Source organism: Desulfovibrio sp. Huiquan2017 (genome assembly GCF_017351175.1).
Lineage (GTDB): Bacteria > Desulfobacterota > Desulfovibrionia > Desulfovibrionales > Desulfovibrionaceae > Pseudodesulfovibrio.
In genome coordinates this window covers 169,403-190,877 of record NZ_JAFMPN010000008.1, presented here as the reverse complement: position 1 = coordinate 190,877, position 21,475 = coordinate 169,403, and the positions used below count along the sequence as shown (strand labels likewise).

Sequence of the window (21,475 nt, the reverse complement as noted above, 5' to 3'; positions counted from 1 at the left end):
CGCGCGCCCGGGGAAATGCACCGCTCCCCCTTTACGGCACGATCCATGCAGAGTAGTGGGTCCAGCAAAGAACCGCGCAACAGGATAGGAGACATCATGGAATCCGCCATACGCCGTATCGCCTGCGTCGCCTCGCGAACCCCCACCGCTCAAAAACGTCTCGCCGCCCTCAGGGAGCGTTATTCCCTGGCCTCCCTCGACGAGGCGGACGCCCTGGTGGCGCTGGGCGGCGACGGGTTCATGCTCCGGACCATGCACCAGGTCATGGACCGGAACCTGCCCATCTACGGCATGAACTGCGGAACCATCGGCTTTTTGCTCAACCAGTATTCCCCGGACAACCTCTTCGAGCGCATCGAAGCTGCCCAGGAGCACCTCCTGAGCCCCCTGTCCATGACCGCCGCCACCGATGACGGCGACCGCGTCTCGGCCCTGGCCTTCAACGAAGTGGCCATGCTGCGCATCTCCCAGCAATCGGCCCACATCCGGCTGTTCATCAACGGGCGCGAGCGGCTGGACAACCTGGTCTGCGACGGGATCATGATCGCCACCCCGGCGGGCTCCACGGCCTACAACCTGTCCGCCCACGGGCCGATCATCCCGCTGGGCTCCAACGTCATGGCCCTGACGCCCATCTGCCCCTTCCGGCCCCGCCGCTGGAACGGTGCCCTGCTGCCCGACACGGCCGACGTGGAATTCGAAATCCTCACCCCGAAACAACGACCGGTCAGCGCCACGGCGGACTTCCTGGAGGTCCGCAACGTGACCCATATTCTGGTCCACGAGGATCACTCGCGGCCGGCGCACATCCTCTTCGCCCCGGATCACTCCCTGGAGGAGCGCATCTTCAACGAGCAGTTCGTCCATTGACCCTGGACGCGCAAGGGTGGACAACCTCGGCCATTACGGTCAGAGTGAGGCGTCCCGAGGAACCGGCCGCACCGCCGAGAACCGCCTGCCCGGCGAAACCCCTGAAAACGACATGCACGCCACCGGGAGCAACCGCACCCTTGCCGCCGTCCTGACCGGCGGACTCTTTACGACCCTGGGAGTGGGGTTGTTCGCCTTCACCATCCCGCTGCTGACCCTGGACGAACGGGTCAGCGGCGCGTGGCTCGGCACCGCCTTTGCCGGATACTACCTGGCCAAGCTCCTGGTCTCGCCCCTGTCCGGCCTGGCCGCCGACCGCTTCGGTCCCAAGCCGGTCCTGGTCCTGGCCATGGCCGCAGGCTGTCTCATTCCCATGACCTATTTCCTGTCCCCCGGCATGACCGCACTGTACATGGTCCAGGTGGCCATGGGGCTGGTTACCGGCCTGGTCCGGCCCGTGGGACTGGCCGCCTTGGGCGGGTCGGCGGACGGCCCGGCCCTGTCCAGGCGGTTCGCGGTCCACGCGGCCCTGTTCAACGCGGCGTCCTTTGCCGGACCCATCCTCGGCAGCCTGCTCTACACGACCGGGGTCATGGGGCCGGTTCTCGTCGGGTTATCAGCCTGCCTGGCCCTGGCCCTGGTCGCCACCCTCCTGCTCCTGCCCGGCGAGGCGACCACCAGCCGACCGCCCTCGCCCGAGGCCGGACCGGTCCAGTCCAGAAGCCGCGCCGGAGCCCTGCTCCTGGCCATCGGCGGGCGCAGCCTGGGCATCGGCCTGACCGCCGCCTTCTATCCCATCGTCCTGGCCGACGTGCTCGGACGGCACGGCCCGGTCGTCGCGGCCACCTTCGCCGCGCCCGGCCTGGCCACCTTCCTGGGACTCTTGCTCGCCGGACGGTTCGACGACAAGACCCCGGACATGGGCCGCGTGGTCCTGGGCATGCTCGTCAGCGCCGGAGGTCTCTACGCCCTGGGGGAATGCCGGACGCTCTGGCAATTCGCCGCCTTCGGCGTGATCCTCGGCCTGGGCGCGGCCCTGTCCATCCCGGCGTCCATGTTCTTCGCCTCGCGCCTGAGCCACCGCCAGGGCGCGGTCTTCGGCGCGGCCAACCTCGCCTCCGGGCTCGGCTTTCTCCTGGGTCCGCTGCTCGGCGGATTCATCGTCCACTCCCTGCACGCCCCGGCATCCGGGCTCAAGGCGGCCGCCGTCATCGGCGCGCTGGCCTGCCTGCCTTTGTCAACCCACGTCTTCCGCGACCGATTCCACTGGGGGCGCGGCATGGCCTGGAGCGCCGCCGGTCTGGCCGCCTGCCTGCTCGGCCTGCTCCTGATCCCGACCCTCTCCCCGGACCTGCGCCCCGACGGCCGGGACGAGGATCTCTACCGTTTCACCGACGTGGCCATGGGTACGGTGGTCAAACTGACCATCGAAGCCCCGAGCCGCAAGTCCGCCTCCCTGGCGGCCCGCCGAACCATGACCGCCATGCGCTCCCTGCAACAGGACTTCGACCACCGCAATCCCCGCGGCTCCATCGGCCGGATCAATCGCGCGGCCGGGCAATCCTGGGTCAAGATCACGCCGCGCGCCTTCGCCCAGCTCGACCGGGCACTGGCCTTCAGCGCGGCCACGGGCGGAGTCTTCGATCCCACGGTGGGAGCCCTGACCACCTCGCCCTTCTACTACGCCATGGACGAGTCCGTGGCCCGGACCAAGTCCGGCCTCGTGGACTACCGTATGGTCCTCATGGACCGGCCGGGCGGCCGGGTTCGGCTCGAAAAGGCGGGCATGGCGCTGGATCTCGGCGGCATCGCCAAGGGATCCATCGTGGACGCGGCCGTGGCCCTGCTCAAAAAGCACGGCGTGCCCGCGGGCATCGTCGAGGCGGGCGGCGACTTCCGTTGCTTCGGCGACCGCGATTGGCACGTGGGCATCCGCCATCCGCGCCACGACGCCGTATTCCAGACCATCGCCGTGCGTGACAAAGGCGTATGCGGCTCGGGCGACTACCGGCAATTCGTCAGCCCGGACAAGCAGGGCGGGCCCATCAAGCACCACCACATCATCAACCCCTCGACCATGGACTCGGCCCACAAATCCATCGGCGTGACCGTCATAGCCGATACCGCTGAACTGGCCGACGCCCTGGCCACCACCCTGTTCATCATGGGCCCGGCCCGGGGGACCGCCTTCCTCAAGGAGTATTCGCCCAAGAGCGCCTGCATCTGGTTCCTGCCCGATCGAAGCGTGGCCTACACCGAGAATTTCCCGCACTGATTCCACGCGCCCCGGCCCAAACGACGAAATATATCTCCCGCGCCGGGATGTCGGTATCCTATTTGCTAGATCATGGGCATGGAATCTCCCGTTAACACAAGCAAATTAAATAAATACAGTATGTTGAACACATGCGGCCTGCAAGCGGCCCGCTTTCGCCCTTGCCCGATCGGCGGATTTCCGCCTATTATTGAAAAGCGGACCGAAACAGATCCAACCCCCGCTCGTTCGGGAACAGGCACAGGCAAAGCATGAAAGCCTTCAACGAAACCCGTTTCAACACCCCGGCCGTAACGCTCGGCATATTCCTGCTCATCGGCCTGCCGTTCATTGTCGGCCTGCTGGTGCAGTACGACTATCTCCAGGACCTGGAGCAGGTCTCCGAGGAACGCCTGACCCTGTACGAGATGACGCTGGATTCCGAACTGCGCAAATACGAATACCTGCCTTACCTCATTTCCGAGAACGGCATGGTCTCGGCCTTTCTGACCAAGGGCGGCGAGGCAACGCCCATCAACCGTTTTCTCAAGCGGGTGAACACCATCGCCGAGTCGTCGGTGGTCTACATCATCGGCACGGACGGAATCGTCAAGGCGGCTTCCAACTGGGATCGCCCCAACGCCTTCGTCGGCCTGGACCTCGGCTTCCGGCCCTACTTCAAGGACGCCATGTCCGGGAGCCAGGGAATCTTCTTCGGCGTGGGCATCACCCGGGGCGAACCCGGCATCTACATCTCCCACCCCATCAAGGACAACGACGAGGTTCTCGGCGTGGCCGTGGCCAAGATCGCCCTCTCTCCCCTGGAGCGTCTCTGGAAGGAGGGCGGCGAGACCCTGATCGTGACCGATTCCAACGGGGTCATCGTCCTGACCAGTCGCCCTTCCTGGAAATACATGACCCTGACACCGCTGGACGCGGGCATGATCCAGGAAATCCACGACCGCGAACACTATCCCAAATACCAACTCAAGCACCTGGCCTGGCACACGCGCACCCGCTTCGGCTTCGTCAGCGAGACGACCATCGGCACCGAACGCTTCCTGCTGAACACCCGGGGAATCCCGGGCACGGACTGGAAGATCAGTTATCTCACGCCCCAGGGACCGCTCTGGGAACGGACGCTGGGCGTGTCCCTGACCACCTTCGTGCTCCTCGGCCTGGCCGTGCTGACCCGCCTCTTCCTGCGCGAACGCCGCCAACGGCAGATCTCCCGCCAACAGGCCGCGGAGGCCAACCGCATCCGGGACATCAACCGCCAGTTGGCCCAGGAGGTGGAGGAGCGCAAGCGCACCGAGCACGAACTGCGCGCGGCCCAGGAGGAACTGGTCCAGGCGGGCAAGCTGGCCGCGCTGGGTGAGATGGCCACGGCCATCGCCCACGAACTCAACCAGCCCATCGCGGCCACCAAGACCTACGTGGCCAGTTGCCGGTTGATGCTCAAGCGCAACAAGCTCGAAGACCTCGACCCCACCCTGCTCAAAGTCTCGGAGTTGGGCGACCGCATGGCCAAGGTCACGGGACAGCTCAAGTCCTTTGCCCGGCGGACCACGGACAAGGACATCGAATTCGACCTGCGTCTGGCCATCAAGGAAGCCCTCAACCTGATGAAGCACCAGTTCATGGTGGAAAACTGCGATCTGAAGCTGTCCATGCCCGGCCAGCCCGTGCTCATCCGGGGCGACCGCATGCGCATGGAGCAGGTCCTCATCAACCTATTCCGCAACGGGTTGGACGCCCTCCAGGAAACGGCCTCGCCGCTCATCGGCGTGCGGCTGTCCGTGGAAGGCGACAAGTCTACCATCCACGTCTGGGACAACGGGCCCGGCATCGCCGAAGAGGTCGGCAAAAAAATCTTCGAGCCCTTCGTGACCACCAAAAAGGAGGGCATCGGCGTGGGACTCGGCCTGTCCATTTCCTACAAGATCGTGAAGGACATGAAGGGCGATTTCCGGGTGGCCAACCGCGACCCGATCGGGGCCGAATTCTTCGTCATCCTGCCCCTTTCCAAGCAACAACAAGAAGACAAATCATGAAGAAAGTCATATTGGTAGACGACGAGCAGTCGGTCCGGGACTCCGCCCGACAATGGTTGGAACTCTCGGACTTCGAAGTCGCCGACTACGCGGACGCCCGCGTGGCCCTGCGAGACATCACCCCGGACTACACGGGCATCGTCCTGACCGACGTGAAGATGCCCGGCCTGGACGGCCTGGCCTTCCAAAAGAAGATCGCGGCCATCGACGAGCACATCCCCGTGGTCCTGTTCACCGGGCACGGCGACATCGCCATGGCCGTGGAGGCCATCCAGGGCGGGGCCTACGACTTCGTGGAGAAGCCCTTCGATCCGGAACAAATCGTGGAGACCATCAAGCGCGCCCTGGAAAAACGACGCCTGGTGATCGAGAACCGCCAGCTCAAGATGGCCCTGTCCGACTGCGAGGGGATTGATTCCCGGCTGGTGGGCACCAGCCAGCCCATGCGCGAGCTCAAGAAGGAAATCACCCACATAGCCCCCACCCTGGCCAACGTGCTCCTTTTCGGCGAAACCGGCACGGGCAAGGAGGTCATCGCCCGGGCCATCCACAACCTCTCTCTGTCGAACAAGGGCCCCTACATGGCCCTCAACTGCGCCACCATTCCGGTGGACATGGCCGAGAGCGAGCTGTTCGGCCACGTCAGCGGGGCCTTCACCGGGGCCCAGGGCAAGCGCATAGGCAAGCTGGAAGCGGCCAACGGCGGAACCCTGTTCCTCGACGAACTCAACTCCATGCCCCTGGACGTCCAAGGCAAGCTGCTGCGCGCCCTGGAGATGCGCGAAATCACTCCGCTGGGGGCCAATGCGTCGCGCTCGGTGCACTTTCGGCTGATTTCCGCCATGAATGAAAACCCGCGCAAGGCCATCGACGAGGGCCGCCTGCGCGAGGACCTCTACTTCCGCATCAACACCGTGGAGCTGAATGTCCCGCCCCTGCGCGAACGCATGAACGACATCCCCCTGCTCTTCTCCTTCTTCCTGGAGCGCACGGCCGACACCTACGGCATGACCGCGGCCCCGCTCGGTCCCGAGGGGCTGCCCCTGATGATGAGCCACGACTGGCCCGGCAACGTCCGCGAACTCAAGAGCGTGGCCGAACGGTACATCCTCTCCCCCCTGCCGTTCAAGGAACGCATCGCCAAGATCATGGCCGCCAAGACCGGCGACACCGCGCCCCAGGCCGTCAGCCTCCGCGACCAGGTGGCCCTGTTCGAGCGGCACCTCATCCAGGAATCCCTGAACCGCAACGCCGGAGTCATCAAGGACGTCATCGACGACCTCGGCATCCCCCGCCGCACCCTGAACGAAAAGATGACCAAATACGGACTTAAACGGTCTGAATAACTATCGGCGGATTCTTGCCGATCATATTACCCCAGATCGGCAAGAATCCGCTCATCTCCATTCTCTCGACATATTATAGCCGTGTAATCGCGTGACTTTTTTGTCACGGATTCTGGCATGCCTGTTGCTTTTCCGAAACCGTTGCGATCCATATCCGATGTATTGAGGAGGTTCTTAAGGAGGATCTCGGCAAGCGCATCGCACCGTGCGCGGACGCGCCCGTCGGCTCCTATTCCGACGGGACGGGCTATCCGCCACGGCCGAGGCGGTTCAAGAGGCAAGGTCTACTTCGTATCAATCAAGAACAACAGGTGAAGAATGATGAAAACCTTTACGACATCCGTCCCAGGCGTGTCGCTCACCGACGCCGCCCTCGACTGGCTGCAGATGCTGACGGGAGCATGCCTGATCCTTTTCATGTGGTGTCACATGCTGCTCGTATCCTCGGTGGTCATCTCCCCGAGCGTCATGAACGCCATCGCCCATTTCTTCGAAGCCACCTACATGGCCCAGGTGGGCGGTCCGCTGATCTTCCTGACCTTCCTGGTCCACTTCGCCATGGCCGCGCGCAAGATTCCCTTCCGCGCCGAGGGGCAGGGCACCATCCTGGCCCACGCGAAGATGCTCAAGCACCGCGACACGTGGCTGTGGGTGATCCAGGCCGTGACCGCCATGATCATCCTGATCATGGGCGCCATCCACATGTGGGTCGTGCTGAACGACCTGCCCATCTCCGCCGCCAAGTCCGCCGCCCGCATGCAGCACTTCTGGTGGTTCCTCTTCTACATGATCCTCCTTCCCAGCGTGGAGTTGCACGTCAGCGTCGGTTTCTACCGCATCGGCGTGAAATGGGGATTCGTGAAATCCGAGCAGCGGAAGGGCTTCAAGCGCTTCGAGTCGACCCTGTTCACCATCTTCATGGTCATCGGCGTCCTCACCCTGATCCGCTTCATAACGCTGAGCTAGCGAGGTGAACACCATGCAGACATATTATTCCGACCTGCTCGTCATCGGCGCCGGACTGTCCGGCGAACGCGTGGCCTGCGAGGCCGCGCAGAACGGATTCAAAGCCACCTGCCTGTCCATCGTCCCGGCCCGGCGCTCCCATTCCTCGGCCGCCCAGGGCGGCATGCAGGCCGCACTCGGCAACAGTGCCAAGGGCGAAGGGGACACCCCGGACATCCACTTCATCGACACCGTCAAGGGGTCGGACTGGGGCTGCGACCAGGAGGTCGCCCGCCTCTTCGCCGACGCCGCGCCCATCGAAATGCGCCGACTCGCGGCCTGGGGCGTGCCCTGGAACCGCGTGGTTCCCGGCCAGTCCTTCTACTTCAAGGGCGGCGAAAAATTCGAAAAGTACGAAAAGGAAGAAAACGAGGGCCTGATCACCGCCCGCTCCTTCGGCGGCACGGCCAAATGGCGCACCTGCTACACCTCCGACGGCACCGGCCATGCGGTCATGTGCACCATGGACAACCGCTGCGCCCAACTGGGCATCGACGTCTTCGACAAGAAAGAAGCCATCTCGCTGATCCATGACGGCGACAAGTGCATGGGCGCGGTGGTCCGCGACTTGCGCAACGGCGAGCTGGAAGTTCACCTGGCCAAGGCCACGGCCATCTGCACCGGCGGTTTCGGCCGCATCTACAAGGCCACCACCAACGCGGTCATCTGCGACGGCGGCGGCCATATCCTGGCCCACGAAACCGGGCTGGTTCCCATCGGCAACCCCGAATCCATCCAGTTCCACCCCACCGGCATCGTGCCTACCGACATCCTCGTCACCGAGGGTTGCCGCGGCGACGGCGGAACCCTGCTCGACGTCAACGAAGAGCGGTTCATGCACATCTACGAGCCGGAAAAGGCCGAGCTGGCCTCCCGCGACGTGGTCTCCCGCCGGATGACCGAGCACATGCGCGCGGGCAAGGGCGTGAAGTCCCCCTACGGCGAGCACCTCTGGCTGGACATCCGCCACCTGGGCGACAAGCACATCTCCACCAAGCTGCGCGAAGTGGACGAGATCTGCCATCACTTCCTGGGCATCGACCCGCGCACCCAGCTCATTCCGGTGCGTCCCACCCAGCACTACACCATGGCGGGCATCCGGACCGACAAGGACGGCGCGGTCTACGGCCTCAAGGGCCTCTACTCCGCCGGCGAGGCGGCCTGCTGGGACATGCACGGATTCAACCGCCTGGGCGGCAACTCCCTGGCCGAGACCGTGGTCGCGGGCGGCATCATCGGTGCCAAGATCGTCGAGTTCCTGAAGGGATACGAGACCACCTTCGACACCCGGGTCATCAACGCCGAGATCAAGCGCCAGCAGGAGCGTATCCACGACGTCATCCACGGGCGCAACGGCAAGTTGAACGTCTATGACGTACGCAACGAGATGCAGGAAGCGCTCATGAAGGGCTGCTTCGTCTTCCGCAACAAGGACGGGCTCGAAGAGTGCGTCGCCACCCTCCAGGGGACCATCGAGAAGGCCCGCAAGGTCGGCCTGGTCTCCGACGGCGTGGGCTGCAACCACGAGCTGGCCGCCGCCCTCAAGATCGAGGGACAGGTCCGGCTGGCCATGTGCATCGCCCAGGCGGCCCTCGTGCGCACGGAATCCCGCGGCTCTCACAACCGCGAGGACTTCCCCGCGCGCAACGACAAGGAATGGCTCAACCGTACCCTGGCCTACTGGCCCATGGGCGCGGACATGCCCGACCTCAAGTACGAGGACACCACGCCGCTCTTCGAACTGCCTCCGGGCGACCGCGGCTATGGCGGCGGCAAGATCATCCCGGCGGACGAAAAGTACGTCAAGGATCGCACCGTCAAGAGCCCCGTCACCGAAATCGGCAAGAAGAAGTAACCCGGATCAATAAAGGAACGCATCATGGGTAGACAAATAAAATTCGAGATATTCCGGTACAATCCCGAAAGGAAGGGTGATGTCCCGCACATGCAGGAGTACATCCTCGACGAGCACCCGAACATGACCCTGTTCATCGCCCTGAACAGGCTGCGCGAGGAGCAGGACCCGAGTCTGATCTTCGACTTCTGCTGCCGCGCGGGCATCTGCGGGGCGTGCGCCATGGTCATCAACGGCCGCCCGGGCCTGGCCTGCCAAACCAAGACCAAGGACCTGCCCGGACACATTATCCTGCACCCCCTGCCGGTCTTCAAACTCGTCGGCGACCTGTCCGTGGATACGGGCGTCTGGTTCCGCGAGATGTACGCCAAGACCGAGTCCTGGGTGCACACCAAGAAGGTCTTCGACCCCGCCAAGGAAGAGGAGCGCATGGACAACTCCGTGGCCGAGCAGATTTACGAACTCGAACGCTGTATCGAGTGCGGCTGCTGCATCTCGGCCTGTGGAACCGCCCGCCTGCGCGACGACTTCATGGGGGCCGCGGCCCTGAACCGCATCGCCCGCTTCGTGGTCGATCCCCGCGACGAACGCACGGACGAGCAGTACTTCGAGGTCATCGGCAACGACAACGGCATCTTCGGCTGCATGGGCCTTCTCGCCTGCGAAGACGTCTGTCCCAAGGGGCTGCCCTTGCAGAACCAGCTCGGCTTCCTGCGCCGCAAGATGGGCATCACCGCAATGAAGCAGATCTTCAGGAAGAAATAGCATGCGTACCATTCAGACCAGCGACATCATCGACGCCGTCGCCAAGATGTGCGTCAGTGCCAACACCGAACTGCCCGCCGACGTGCGCGGCAAGTTGGAAAAGGCCATGGCAGAGGAAACCAGCCCTTCCGCCAAGGAAGTGCTCCGCCAGCTCCTGGAAAACGCGGACCTGGCCCACGAGACCAAACTGCCACTGTGCCAGGACACCGGACTGGCCGTCTTCTTCGTGGAAGTGGGCGACGACGTGCGCATCGAGGGCGGCAACCTGCGCGAGGCCATCAACGAGGGCACCCGCAAGGGCTACAAGGAAGGCTACCTGCGCAAGTCCGCCTGCGACCCGCTGACCCGGGCCAACACCGGCGACGGCACCCCGGCCATCATCCACTTCGATTTCGTGCCCGGCGACAAGCTGAAGATCTCCTTCATGGCCAAGGGGGGCGGCGCCGAAAACATGTCCCGCGTGACCATGCTCGCCCCGGCCCAGGGCTGGGAAGGAATCAAGAAGTTCGTGGTCAACCGCGTGGCCGAAGCGGGCCCGAACCCCTGCCCGCCCACGGTCATCGGCGTGGGCATTGGCGGGACCTTCGAGCACGCGGCCAAGATCGCCAAGCGCGGTCTGCTGCGCAAACTCGACGACACCCATCCCGATCCGGATATCGCGGCCAAGGAACAGGAGCTCACGGACGCCATCAACGCGCTGGGCATCGGCCCCATGGGGCTCGGCGGCAAGACCACCGTGCTCAGCGTGAAGATCACCATGGAGCCGTGCCACCTGGCGAGCCTGCCTCTGGCCGTCAACGTGCAATGCCACTCCCAGCGGCATGAGGAGGTCATACTCTAATGGCTGAATACAAACTGAACACCCCATTGACCGATGAGGACATCGCCCAGCTCAAGGCGGGCGACGTGGTCTTCCTGACCGGGACCATCTATTCCGCGCGCGACGCGGCTCACAAGAAACTCGTGGACCTGCTCGACGCGGGCAAGGAACTGCCCTTCGATCTCAAGGGCGCGGCCATCTATTACGTCGGCCCCTCTCCGGCGCCTCCGGGCCGCCCCATCGGCGCGGCCGGACCGACCACCAGCTACCGCATGGACTCCTTCGCCCCGCGTCTCTACTCGCTCGGGCTCAAGGCAACCATCGGCAAGGGCAAGCGCGACGAGGCCACCCGGCAGGCCATGCAGGATTACACCGCCGTGTACTTCGGCGCCACCGGCGGCGCGGGCGCGCTGCTGTCCAATTCCATCGTGGAGTCCACCGTCATCGCCTTTGACGAACTCGGCCCCGAGGCCATTCGCGAAATGAAGGTCGAGGACTTCCCCCTGCTCGTCATCAACGATTCCCACGGCGGCGAACTGTACGCCGTGCCCGACCGCAAGGCCGCGGGCATCGAATAACGCACAACCACAAGGAGATTCCAAAATGGCATTGTTCACCAAACAGGAGGCCCTGGACTACCATTCCATCGGCCGCAAGGGGAAGGTCGAGGTCGTTCCGGTCAAGCCGTGCAAGACCCAGAAGCATCTGTCCATGGCGTACAGCCCCGGCGTCGCCGAGGCGTGCAAGGCGATCCACGCCGATCCCGAACTGGTTTACGAATACACCGGCAAGGGCAACCTGGTGGGCGTGGTCTCCAACGGCACCGCCGTGCTCGGCCTGGGCAACATCGGCCCCCTGGCCGGCAAGCCGGTCATGGAAGGCAAGGGCGTGCTGTTCAAGGTCTTCGGCGACGTGGACGTCTACGACATCGACCTGGACGTGACCGATCCCGACAAGCTGTGCGAAGTGGTCAAGGCCCTGGAGCCGACCTTCGGCGGCATCAACCTCGAAGACATCAAGGCCCCCGAATGCTTCTACATCGAGGAGAAGCTGAAAAAGGAAATGAACATCCCGGTCTTCCATGACGATCAGCACGGCACGGCCATCGTCACGGCCGCGGGCATGATGAACGCCATCGAGATCTCGGGCAAGAATCCGGCCGACATGCGCGTGGTCATCTCCGGCGCGGGCGCGGCGGCCATCGCCTGCACCAATCTGTACCGGAACATGGGCGTCAAGTTCGAGAACATCGCCATGTTCGATTCCCGCGGCCACATCAACAAGGCCCGCACCGACCTCAACGAGTTCAAGCAACAGTACGCCACCGAGAAGGCCTACGGCTCCCTGGCCGAGGCCATGGTCGGCGCGGACTGCTTCCTGGGCCTGTCCAAGGGCGGCATCGTCTCCCAGGAGATGGTCAAGTCCATGTCCGACAACTGCCCGATCATCTTCGCCTGCGCCAACCCGGACCCGGAGATCACCTACGACGACGCCAAGGCGGCGCGCCCGGACTGCATCATGGGCACCGGCCGTTCCGACTTCCCCAACCAGGTCAACAACGTGCTCGGTTTCCCGTTCATCTTCCGCGGCGCGCTGGACTGCAGAGCCTCCTCCATCACCGAGGGCATGAAGTTGGCGGCCGCCAAGGCCCTGGCCGATCTGGCCAAGACCGAGGCCCCGCAATACGTCTGCGAAGCCTTCGGTGTGGACAAGCTTGAATTCGGCACCGACTACGTCATCCCCAAGGCCCTGGACCTGCGGCTCATCGAGTACGTCTCCGTGGCCGTGGCCAAGGCAGCCATGGAGGAGGGCGTGGCCCGCAAGCCGCTCGATCTGGAAAAATACAAGGCGTCGCTCAGCAAGCGCATCGCCGATTCCGGCGCCCGCGTGAGCGCGTTCGTTGAAACCTATCATCTCGGAATCTAAAAACGAAAGCCGGGTGGAGCGGGGTGCTCCGCCCGGCTTTTTCCCTCAGCGCCGTCTGGGGTTGCGGTCCTTTCCGAGGTGAAAACGTCTTACTTAGTGAGGAGTGTAATATGTCTGATCAGGCTGAATCCAACAAGGGCAAACAGATAGGGTTCTTTCTCGGACCCATCGTGTTTATCGCCATGCTGCTCATTCCGGCTCCCGAAGGTATGAAGCTCGAAGCATGGCGCGTGGCGGCAGTGACCGTCCTGATGGCCATTTGGTGGATCACCGAGGCAATCCCCATTCCGGCGACCTCCCTCATGCCCATCGCCCTTTTCCCGTTGTTGGGCGTCATGAAGTCTTCGGCTTCCACGGCCCCCTACGCCAATCACCTGATTTACCTGTTCATGGGCGGCTTCTTCCTGGCCGTGACCATGGAGCGCTGGAACCTGCACCGCCGCGTGGCCCTGTATACCATCAAAGCCATCGGCACCAGCCCGGCCCGAATGATCATGGGCTTCATGGTGGCCACCGGCTTCCTGTCCATGTGGGTGTCCAACACCGCCACGGCCATGATGATGGTGCCCATCGGCATGGCCGTCATCCAGCAGGCCACAGGCTACGACTCCGAGCACCTGCGCGACAGCGTCACCAATATCGGTCCCGAATTCAACTTCGGCCGAGGCCTGATGCTCGGCATCGCCTATGCCGCGTCCATCGGCGGCGTGGCCACCATCATCGGCACCCCGCCCAACACCGTCATGGCGGGCATGGTCGAAAAGATGTTCGGCGTGCAGATCGGCTTCGGCCAGTGGATGATTTTCGGCGTGCCCTTGGCGGTCATCACCATGGCCATCGCCTGGGTCCTGCTGACCAAGATCCTCTTCCCCACCGGCGGCATGGAACTGGCCGGTGGCGCCAAGATCATCAACGACGAAGTGAAGAAACTCGGCCCCATGTCCAACGCGGAAAAGAAAATCGTCATCGTAGGCTGTTTCATGGCCGCCTTCTGGCTGGCGCGCGGCTTCATGGCAAAATCCGCTTTCGTCCTGGGCATCCTGCCCCACTTCAAGTACATCGGCGACGCCACCATCGCTATTTTCGGCGCCCTGATCCTGTTCGCCATTCCCGTGGACTTCAAAAAAGGCCAGTTCCTCCTGGACTGGAAAACCGCCGTGAAGATTCCTTGGGACGTGATCCTGCTCTTCGGCGGCGGCCTGGCCATCGCCAACGGCTTCGCCAAGACCGGTCTGGCGGCCTACATCGCGAGCCAGCTCGGCGCGCTTGAAGGCACCAGCATGATCGTCTTCGTCGGCGCGGTGGTCCTGATCACCATCTTCCTGACCGAGATCACTTCCAACACCGCCACCGCCACCCTGCTCGTGCCCATCATGGGTTCCGCGGCCATCGCCATGGGCGTGCACCCGTTCGCGACCATCGTCGGCGCCTGCGTGGCGGCCTCCTACGCCTTCATGCTCCCGGTGGCCACGCCGCCCAACGCCGTCATTTTCGGCAGCGGATGCGTGACCATCAAACAGATGGCGAAGGCGGGCGTCTGGTTGAACATCATAGGAACGATCCTGATCACGGGCTTCGTGGTTTACATCCTCCCGGCGCTCTGGGGCATCGATCTCACCACCGTGCCGAGTTGGGCGATCATTCCCAAGTAACGACATAACCCTGCGGGCGGCTCCGGCCGCCCGCAGATTGCAACAAACCAGTCCATTGTAATCAACCGGAGCTGCCGTTTCATCGCGGCGGAGAGGAAAGATGCGTTCAAAATCGAAATTATTTCCGGTCCTGGCGGCGACCATCGTACTCCTGGCGGTGGCCATCGTCGGCTATGTCCGGTCCGGCCAGACGCAGCCGATGCCCATGCGCATCCTGTTCGAGAACAACGGGGGCAAGGTCATCTTTTCCCACCTGGTCCACCACCGGGACTACCAGATCGAATGCTCCCGCTGTCATCATGACAGGTCCCAGCCCATCGTCACCCCGGAAGACGGGGCCCTGGCCTGCGGCTCCTGCCATCCCAACGACTTCGATCAAAATTTCGTGGACAACCACATGGATTCCTTCCCCAACGAATCCTACTGCGTACGCTGCCATCACATAGAGTACGACAAGATCCGCTTCGACCACGATGCGCACAAGGACTACGCCTCGGACTGTTACGACTGCCACCACGGCAAGGAGATCGAACCCGAGCCCCAGAAGTGCACCAACTGCCACACGGAAAAGAGCACGGACAAACTCCTGTCCATACGCGAGGCCGGGCATGAGAGTTGCGGCCAGTGTCATGAGGACATGTTCGACAAAGGATTATCCAGTTGCAAATCCTGCCACATTCAGAAGGACATGACCGACTACAAGGGCGACTTTTCGGCCTGTAACCAATGCCACGAGTCCGAGACCCGGGAACTGGTCCTGCCCCGTATGAACGCTTTCCACGACCAGTGCATGTCCTGCCATGAGGAAATGGGCGCGGGCCCCTACGGCCCGGACAACTGCAACCAATGCCACATCAGCAGGTAAACCGACAATGACTATGCAAGAGACATCCCCAGCCCCGGCGGAAGTGACCCTGGACCGCCACTGTCCGCTGGTTTCCTGCGGGCAGGAGGTCGTGCGCGGCGAACGCATCGCCACGGCGTCCCGGCCCGGCGCGGGCGACATCCACGCCCCGTTTCCCGGCAAGGTCCTGCATGTGGACCCATACCGTATCCGCATCGCCCGCCAGGAGGGCAAGACCGTGGCCCCGGCGGTTCTGGACGGTCTGAGCGGCCCGGAACTCCTGACCCGGCTGCGTGAGCTGGGGGCCGACATTCCGGCCTGCGCCCAGGTGGACACCCTTATCATCAACGGCGTGGACGAGGAACCCGGCCTGCGCTCCCGGCGCACCCTCCTGGCCGAACAGCTCGACACCCTGTGCGCCGGGGCCGAGGCCCTGGTCCGGGGCTTCGTGCCCGTGGACGCGGTCCTGGCCGTGGCCGGCGGCGTTCGGGAGAGCCTGCCGGACATGACCGTCAAGGTCGTCTCGGACCAGTATCCCCAGGGCCTCGACCCGCTGGTGGCCAAGACGGTGACCGGCATCGAGGCGCCGGACCACACCCTGGTGGTCGGTCTGGAGACCGTCTTCCATGCCGGGCTGGTCATGAAGACCGGCCTGCCGGTCATGCAAACCATGGTCACCGTGGACAACACGGCCCGGCTCATAGACCTGGGCGTCCCGGTGGGCGAGATCCTGACCACCGACGGCGGAACCATCCGCGACGGCGACCGCATCGTCCTGGGCGGCGTGCTTCGCGGCAGGGCCGCCGCTTCGCCCACCCAAGGCGTGGATCGCGCCACCACCTGCGTCAGCCTGGTGCGCAACCCGGCCCCGGTGGCCATGGACGCCCCCTGTGTGGGCTGCGGCGAGTGTGTGCGCCGCTGTCCGGCCCGCCTCGACCCGGCCATGATCACCAGCTACGCCGAGTTCGGACAATACGCCAAGGCCGAGGCCGAGGCCGTGGATGCCTGCTTCGAATGCGGCCTGTGCGGCTACTTCTGCATTGCCCGCCGCCCCATGCTCCAATACATCCGGCTCGCCAAAAGCGAATTGGCGAAGGCCAAAGCCCAGTCCGGGGAGGAAACCCAGCCGTGAAGCCCCTCAATCCCTTTGCCCTGACCGTCTCGGTCCCGCCCCATCGCCATTGCGGCACCACCGTGCGGGACCGGATGCTGACCATCCTGGTGGCCATGCTGCCCGCCGCCGTCATGGCGGCCATAACCTTCGGCATGCCCGCCGTGCGGGTCATGGCCCTGTCCATGGCCGCCGCCGTGCTGGCCGAAATGGCCTGCGATTATTTCATGGACCGGGAGACCGACGTCGCCGACTTCCACGCCTTTACCGTGGGGCTGTCCTTCGCCTTCCTGCTCCCCGCCTCAGCCCCCTGGTGGCTGGTGGTCTTCGGCAGCGCGACCGCCATCGTCCTCGGCAAGATGATTTTCGGCCCCCTGGGCGGCAGCCCGTTCTGCGCCCCGCTCATCGGCTGGGCCGTGTGCCGCATCTCCTGGCCCGCCTTCATGGACATCGACGCCTCCATGCTCGGCATGGACCTGACCTATCCCCTGGCCCAGCTCAAAAACTTCGGCCTGGACGCGGTCCAGATCACCGACACCCGCCAACTCTTCCTGGGCAAGCAACTCGGCGGACTGGGCGCGGTCCAGATCGCGGGCGTGCTCCTGGGCGGCCTGCTCCTGGTCATGCGCAAGCACATCTCGTCCATCATCCCGGTGGGAGTCATCGGCGGAGTCGCCCTGACCGCCTTCCTGTTCCACTGGCTGGACCCGTCCATCTACGCCTCCCCGATGTTCCACCTGCTGACCGGGTCCACCCTGTTCGGCGCTTTCTTCCTGGCCACGGACGGACCGTCCTCGCCCAACCGGCAAATTCCCATGCTCCTCTTCGGACTGCTGACCGGAGCGCTCATCGTCATCATCCGGACCTGGGGCGTCTACCCGGACGGCGTACCCTTCGCCATCCTGCTGGCCAACCTGTTCACCCCGGTCCTGGAACGCATCCGGCCCAAGCCGTTCGGAAGGAGATAGGCCATGAAGGAAATGATGAAAATGATGATCGTCCTGTCGTTCATCTGCGGCATAGCGGGCATCACCCTGGCCGCCCTCAAGCAGGTCACGGCCCCGATCATCGAGGAGCAGGTCCTGACCTACGTCCAGGCCCCGGCCATCGAATCCGTCCTGACCGGCTACGACAACAACCCGATCAAGGACCGCCGGAAATTCGATGTGGACGGCCGGACCGTGATGGTGTTCCCGGCCCTGAACTCCGGCAAGCTCGTGGGCCTGGCCTTTGAGACCTCGGGCAAGGGATACGGCGGCGACATCGGCGTCATGGTCGGCTTTGACATGCAGGGCGCGGCTCTGACCGGCATCGGCATCACCACCCTCAAGGAGACCCCGGGTGTGGGCGCGCGCGTGGCCGAGCACGGCTACACCACCCAATTCCGGGGCCATTCACTGGACAAGGTGGATCTCAAGAAAAACGGCGGCGACATCGAGGCCGTGGCCGGGGCGACCATCTCGTCCACCGGCACCGTGACCGCCGTGCGCGATGCCATCGCCATATTCAACGCCCTGAAAGGCAAACTCGCCGGCGGCTGGTCCTGAACCGCCGCACCGCATGGAGCCGACAATGAATAGCAGATTATGGAAGGAATTCTCCAAGGGGCTGTGGACGGACCTGCCGCCGTTCAAGCTGGTCCTCGGGCTGTGCCCCACCCTGGCCGTGACCAACACGGCCAACAACGGGCTGGGCATGGGCGTGGCTGTGGTCTTCGTCCTGACCCTGTCCAACCTGATGGTCTCCCTGCTCAGGAAGATCATCCCGGCCAAGGTGCGCATCGCCTGCTTCATCGTGGTCGCCGCCTCGCTGGTGGTGGCCGTCGAGTTGCTCATGCAGGCCTTCGCCTATCCGCTCTACCAACAGCTCGGCATTTTCGTGCCGCTGATCGTGGTCAACTGCATCATCCTGGGCCGGGCCGAGGCCTTCGCGTCCAAGAACCCGCCGCTGCTATCCATGGCCGACGGGCTCGGCATGGGGGTGGGCTTCACCATGTCCCTGACCTTCCTGGGCGCCCTGCGCGAATTGCTCGGCACGGGCATGATTTTCGGGGTCAACGTGGCCTGGGACGGATTCCAGCCCATCGGCATCATGGTCCAGGCCCCGGGCGCGTTCGTCTCGCTCGGCATCCTGCTGTGTATCATGACCTTCGTGGAAAACGTCCGGCGCAAGCGCCGGGGACTGGCGGCCGTCCAGGGCCCCACCCACGACTGCGGCGCCTGCGGCGGCTGCGGGCACAAGAACTGCTAATCCCCGGGGGAAACGATCATGCAGGAATACTTCCTTCTCTTCATCGGGGCGATGTTCGTCAACAACATCGTCCTGGCCCAGTACCTGGGCAACTGCCCGTTCATCGGCACCTCCAAGGACACGGGCGTGGCGCTGGGCATGGGCGGAGCCGTGGTCTTCGTGGCCGTCATGGCCGCGGCCATCACCTGGCTGGTCCAGGAATACGTCCTGGCCCCCTTCGGCCTGGACTTCCTCCAGACGCTGGCCTTCATCCTGGTCATCGCCGCCCTGGTCCAGTTCGTGGAGATGTTCCTCAAGAAGATGGTCCCGCCGCTGTACAAGTCGCTGGGCATCTTCCTGCCGCTCATCACCACCAACTGCGCGGTCATGGGCATCGCGCTCATCTGCCAGCGCGAGGAGTTCGGCTTCCTCAAAACGGTCATGTTCTCCTTCGCCTCGGGCCTGGGCTTCATGATCGCACTGGTCCTGCTGGCGGGTATCCGCGAAAAACTGGCCGTACGGCGGCTGCCCGTGGCCATGCGGGGCACGCCCATCGGTCTGGTCATGGCCGGACTCATGTCGCTGGCCTTCTTCGCCTTCAAGGGCATGATTTAACGGACAAGCACGGGACGACATCATGATACTGACATCGGGACTGACTCTATTCGGCATCGGCCTGCTGGCCGCGGCCATCCTGGGCCTCGCCTCGAAGCTCCTCTTCGTCAAGGAGGACCCGCGCATCGCGCTCATCGAGGACAACCTGCCCGGCGCGAACTGCGGAGGCTGCGGCTTCCCCGGCTGTTCGGGCGCAGCGGCGGCCATCGTGGCGGGCAAGGCGCCCGCCTCGGTCTGCATCGTGGCCGACGCCGAGGCCATCGCGATCGTCGCGGCCATCATGGGCCAGGAGGTCATTGAGCGCGAGCCCGAGCTGGCCGTGCGCGACTGCACCGGCGGGCTGCGGGCCGAGGACGCCTTCCACTACGAGGGCGCGCTCGACTGCCGGGCCGCCCACCTGCTCTACGGCGGGTCCAAATCCTGCCCCGAGGGGTGCCTGGGGCTCGGCACCTGTGTGCGCGCCTGCCCGTTCGACGCCATCCACATGGGACCCGAGGGGCTGCCGGTCATCGACCCGAACCAGTGCAAGGCGTGCGGCAACTGCGTGGACGCCTGCCCGCGCGGGGTCATCGGCATCTCCGGCATGACCACCCGGCTGCTGCACCTCAACCAGACCACCGACTGTCTGGCTCCGTGCCGCCAGAAGTGCCCGGCCCAGATCAACATCCCCCGGTACATCGAACAGATCAAGGCGGGCGACTTCGATGGCGCTGTCATGACCATCAAGGAACGCAATCCGCTGCTGGTCACCTGCGGCCGGGTCTGCCCCCGCCCGTGCGAAACGGTCTGCCGCCGCCAGTACGTGGACACCTCGGTGGGCATCAACATGCTGAAGAGGTTCGTGGCCGACCGCGAGCTGCATTCGGGCGCACGGCTGCCCGTGCCTTGCGCCAAGGATACCGGCAAACGCGTGGCCGTCATCGGCGGCGGCCCGGCGGGCCTGTCCTGCGCCTATTTCCTGCGCCGCCTGGGCCACCATCCGACCATCTTCGACGCCATGCCCGAACTCGGCGGCCAGACCCGCTACGGCATCCCCGAATACAGGCTGCCCAAGGCGGACCTCGACTGGGAGATCCAGGGCATCCTGGACCTGGGCATCGACACGCGAATGAACACCAAGTTCGGCCGCGACTTCACCCTGGAATCCCTCAAGGCCGACGGCTTCGACGCGGTCTTCATCGGCATCGGCGCATGGAAGGCGTCGGGCATGTACGCCGAGGGCGAGGACCTGGACGGCGTCATGGGCGGCATCGAATTCCTGACCGCCCACGCCCTGGGCCAGAAGCCCGAGACCGGGGACAAGGTCATCGTGGTCGGCGGCGGCAACACCGCCATCGACGCGGCCCGCACCTGCGTCCGCCTCGGGGCCGACGTGACGCTCATGTACCGGCGCACGCGCAACGAAATGCCCGCCGATGTGGAAGAGATCGACGGGGCCGAGGACGAGGGCGTGAAGTTCAAATTCCTGGCTGCCCCGGCGAAGGTCATCGGCGACGAGAACGGCCGGGCCACTCACCTGGAGTACTACGAGATGGAGCTCGGCGAGCCGGACGAATCCGGACGCCGCCGCCCGGTCAAGAAGGAGGGGTCCGAACAGCGCATGGAGGCCTCCCTGATTATTCCGGCCATCGGGCAGAAGCCGGATCTCACCTGCCTGTACGAGGACAATCCCGAGGGAACCTGTCCCCTGGAGACCACCAAGTGGCAGACCATTGTGGCCGACCCCGATACCTTCGAGACGGCCATCCCCGGCGTATTCACCGCGGGCGACGTCTACACCGGCCCGGACCTGGTCATCTCGGCCATCGGCGACGGGCGCAAGGCGGCCCGTTCCATCCACTATTACATGACGCAAACAGCCATTCCGGTCCCGGAGACCACTCAGAAGGGCATGATTCCCTACACGTTGTTCAAGGAAATAGACCACGTGGAGCGCAAGCAGCGGGCGGTGCTGCCCCTGCTGTGCCACGACGACGAGCGCACCTGCTCCTTCAGCGAGGTGGAGGGGCCGCTCAACCAGGAGCAGGCCCTGGCCGAAGCCGACCGCTGTCTGCGCTGCGGCCTGGTCTGCTACGACCGGGACGAACCGTTCCTGGCCAAGGAGACCCCGGCCGAGAACTGACCGATAA

Annotated in this window: 18 protein-coding genes; all 18 read left to right on the top strand. The window is 64.5% G+C overall.

The annotated features are described in order from the left end of the window. The first annotated feature begins 96 nt into the window (after positions 1-96). The 18 genes from J0909_RS08535 (at position 97) to J0909_RS08450 (ending at position 21,468) form a co-directional block, all read left to right on the top strand. Positions 97-870 carry an NAD kinase gene (locus J0909_RS08535; protein WP_207262064.1) on the top strand — a complete coding sequence of 258 codons (774 nt, stop codon included), beginning with the start codon at positions 97-99 and terminating at the stop codon, positions 868-870. Positions 871-886: 16 nt separating this feature from the next. Further along, positions 887-3,145, top strand: coding sequence for an MFS transporter (locus tag J0909_RS08530; protein ID WP_353616752.1), 2,259 nt, complete (start codon positions 887-889; stop codon positions 3,143-3,145). A gap of 251 nt (positions 3,146-3,396) precedes the next feature. Next, a complete protein-coding gene (locus J0909_RS08525; protein ID WP_207262063.1) occupies positions 3,397-5,178 on the top strand; it encodes a sensor histidine kinase in 1,782 nt (593 codons plus the stop codon). Then, positions 5,175-6,524 carry a sigma-54-dependent transcriptional regulator gene (locus J0909_RS08520; protein WP_207262061.1) on the top strand — a complete coding sequence of 450 codons (1,350 nt, stop codon included), beginning with the start codon at positions 5,175-5,177 and terminating at the stop codon, positions 6,522-6,524. Before J0909_RS08525 ends, J0909_RS08520 begins: the two co-directional genes overlap by 4 nt. A gap of 321 nt (positions 6,525-6,845) precedes the next feature. Beyond that, complete coding sequence (locus J0909_RS08515) at positions 6,846-7,490, top strand: succinate dehydrogenase/fumarate reductase transmembrane subunit (protein WP_207262059.1); 645 nt, start codon at positions 6,846-6,848, stop codon at positions 7,488-7,490. A 13-nt stretch (positions 7,491-7,503) separates the two neighbouring features. Further along, entirely contained in the window at positions 7,504-9,384 is a 1,881-nt protein-coding gene (locus tag J0909_RS08510) for a fumarate reductase flavoprotein subunit (protein ID WP_207262057.1), read from the top strand. A 24-nt stretch (positions 9,385-9,408) separates the two neighbouring features. Next, positions 9,409-10,149, top strand: coding sequence for a fumarate reductase iron-sulfur subunit (locus J0909_RS08505; protein ID WP_207262055.1), 741 nt, complete (start codon positions 9,409-9,411; stop codon positions 10,147-10,149). A gap of 1 nt (position 10,150) precedes the next feature. Then, positions 10,151-10,990 (top strand): fumarate hydratase, encoded by an 840-nt coding sequence (locus tag J0909_RS08500; protein WP_207262053.1) that lies wholly within the window; start codon positions 10,151-10,153, stop codon positions 10,988-10,990. Next, on the top strand, positions 10,990-11,547 hold the full coding sequence (locus J0909_RS08495) for a Fe-S-containing hydro-lyase (protein WP_207262052.1): 558 nt from the start codon (positions 10,990-10,992) through the stop codon (positions 11,545-11,547). Before J0909_RS08500 ends, J0909_RS08495 begins: the two co-directional genes overlap by 1 nt. A gap of 25 nt (positions 11,548-11,572) precedes the next feature. Further along, a complete protein-coding gene (locus tag J0909_RS08490; protein WP_286181901.1) occupies positions 11,573-12,895 on the top strand; it encodes a malic enzyme-like NAD(P)-binding protein in 1,323 nt (440 codons plus the stop codon). A 110-nt stretch (positions 12,896-13,005) separates the two neighbouring features. After that, positions 13,006-14,547: an SLC13 family permease gene (locus J0909_RS08485; RefSeq protein WP_207262051.1), complete on the top strand. Its 1,542-nt coding sequence runs from the start codon at positions 13,006-13,008 to the stop codon at positions 14,545-14,547. 100 nt (positions 14,548-14,647) lie between these two features. Then, positions 14,648-15,412, top strand: a complete 765-nt coding sequence (locus J0909_RS08480) for a cytochrome c3 family protein (RefSeq protein ID WP_207262050.1) — start codon at positions 14,648-14,650, stop codon at positions 15,410-15,412. Positions 15,413-15,419: 7 nt separating this feature from the next. Then, positions 15,420-16,523: a 4Fe-4S dicluster domain-containing protein gene (locus J0909_RS08475; protein ID WP_207262049.1), complete on the top strand. Its 1,104-nt coding sequence runs from the start codon at positions 15,420-15,422 to the stop codon at positions 16,521-16,523. Next, positions 16,520-17,470: an RnfABCDGE type electron transport complex subunit D gene (locus tag J0909_RS08470; protein ID WP_207262048.1), complete on the top strand. Its 951-nt coding sequence runs from the start codon at positions 16,520-16,522 to the stop codon at positions 17,468-17,470. The genes J0909_RS08475 and J0909_RS08470 overlap by 4 nt, the downstream gene beginning before the upstream one ends. Before the next feature lie 3 nt (positions 17,471-17,473). Beyond that, positions 17,474-18,049 (top strand): RnfABCDGE type electron transport complex subunit G, encoded by a 576-nt coding sequence (gene rnfG, locus J0909_RS08465; RefSeq protein WP_207262047.1) that lies wholly within the window; start codon positions 17,474-17,476, stop codon positions 18,047-18,049. Positions 18,050-18,074: 25 nt separating this feature from the next. After that, a complete protein-coding gene (rsxE, locus tag J0909_RS08460; RefSeq protein WP_207262046.1) occupies positions 18,075-18,752 on the top strand; it encodes an electron transport complex subunit RsxE in 678 nt (225 codons plus the stop codon). 18 nt (positions 18,753-18,770) lie between these two features. Further along, entirely contained in the window at positions 18,771-19,346 is a 576-nt protein-coding gene (locus J0909_RS08455) for an electron transport complex protein RnfA (RefSeq protein WP_207262044.1), read from the top strand. Positions 19,347-19,368: 22 nt separating this feature from the next. Continuing rightward, the gene (locus tag J0909_RS08450; protein ID WP_207262042.1) at positions 19,369-21,468 is read left to right on the top strand and encodes an FAD-dependent oxidoreductase; all 2,100 of its coding nucleotides are present in this window, start codon (positions 19,369-19,371) and stop codon (positions 21,466-21,468) included. The last annotated feature ends 7 nt before the right edge of the window (positions 21,469-21,475 follow it).

Excerpts from the sequence above, each read along its gene's own strand:
- J0909_RS08535 (WP_207262064.1), top strand. The coding sequence starts at position 97 with ATGGAATCCGCCATACGCCGTATCGCCTGCGTCGCCTCGCGAACCCCC.
- J0909_RS08450 (WP_207262042.1), top strand. The coding sequence starts at position 19,369 with ATGATACTGACATCGGGACTGACTCTATTCGGCATCGGCCTGCTGGCC.
- J0909_RS08510 (WP_207262057.1), top strand. The coding sequence starts at position 7,504 with ATGCAGACATATTATTCCGACCTGCTCGTCATCGGCGCCGGACTGTCC.
- J0909_RS08480 (WP_207262050.1), top strand. The coding sequence starts at position 14,648 with ATGCGTTCAAAATCGAAATTATTTCCGGTCCTGGCGGCGACCATCGTA.
- J0909_RS08505 (WP_207262055.1), top strand. The coding sequence starts at position 9,409 with ATGGGTAGACAAATAAAATTCGAGATATTCCGGTACAATCCCGAAAGG.
- J0909_RS08490 (WP_286181901.1), top strand. The coding sequence starts at position 11,573 with ATGGCATTGTTCACCAAACAGGAGGCCCTGGACTACCATTCCATCGGC.
- J0909_RS08500 (WP_207262053.1), top strand. The coding sequence starts at position 10,151 with ATGCGTACCATTCAGACCAGCGACATCATCGACGCCGTCGCCAAGATG.
- J0909_RS08455 (WP_207262044.1), top strand. The coding sequence starts at position 18,771 with ATGCAGGAATACTTCCTTCTCTTCATCGGGGCGATGTTCGTCAACAAC.
- J0909_RS08520 (WP_207262061.1), top strand. The coding sequence starts at position 5,175 with ATGAAGAAAGTCATATTGGTAGACGACGAGCAGTCGGTCCGGGACTCC.
- rsxE (WP_207262046.1), top strand. The coding sequence starts at position 18,075 with ATGAATAGCAGATTATGGAAGGAATTCTCCAAGGGGCTGTGGACGGAC.
- J0909_RS08525 (WP_207262063.1), top strand. The coding sequence starts at position 3,397 with ATGAAAGCCTTCAACGAAACCCGTTTCAACACCCCGGCCGTAACGCTC.
- rnfG (WP_207262047.1), top strand. The coding sequence starts at position 17,474 with ATGAAGGAAATGATGAAAATGATGATCGTCCTGTCGTTCATCTGCGGC.
- J0909_RS08475 (WP_207262049.1), top strand. The coding sequence starts at position 15,420 with ATGACTATGCAAGAGACATCCCCAGCCCCGGCGGAAGTGACCCTGGAC.
- J0909_RS08515 (WP_207262059.1), top strand. The coding sequence starts at position 6,846 with ATGAAAACCTTTACGACATCCGTCCCAGGCGTGTCGCTCACCGACGCC.
- J0909_RS08485 (WP_207262051.1), top strand. The coding sequence starts at position 13,006 with ATGTCTGATCAGGCTGAATCCAACAAGGGCAAACAGATAGGGTTCTTT.
- J0909_RS08495 (WP_207262052.1), top strand. The coding sequence starts at position 10,990 with ATGGCTGAATACAAACTGAACACCCCATTGACCGATGAGGACATCGCC.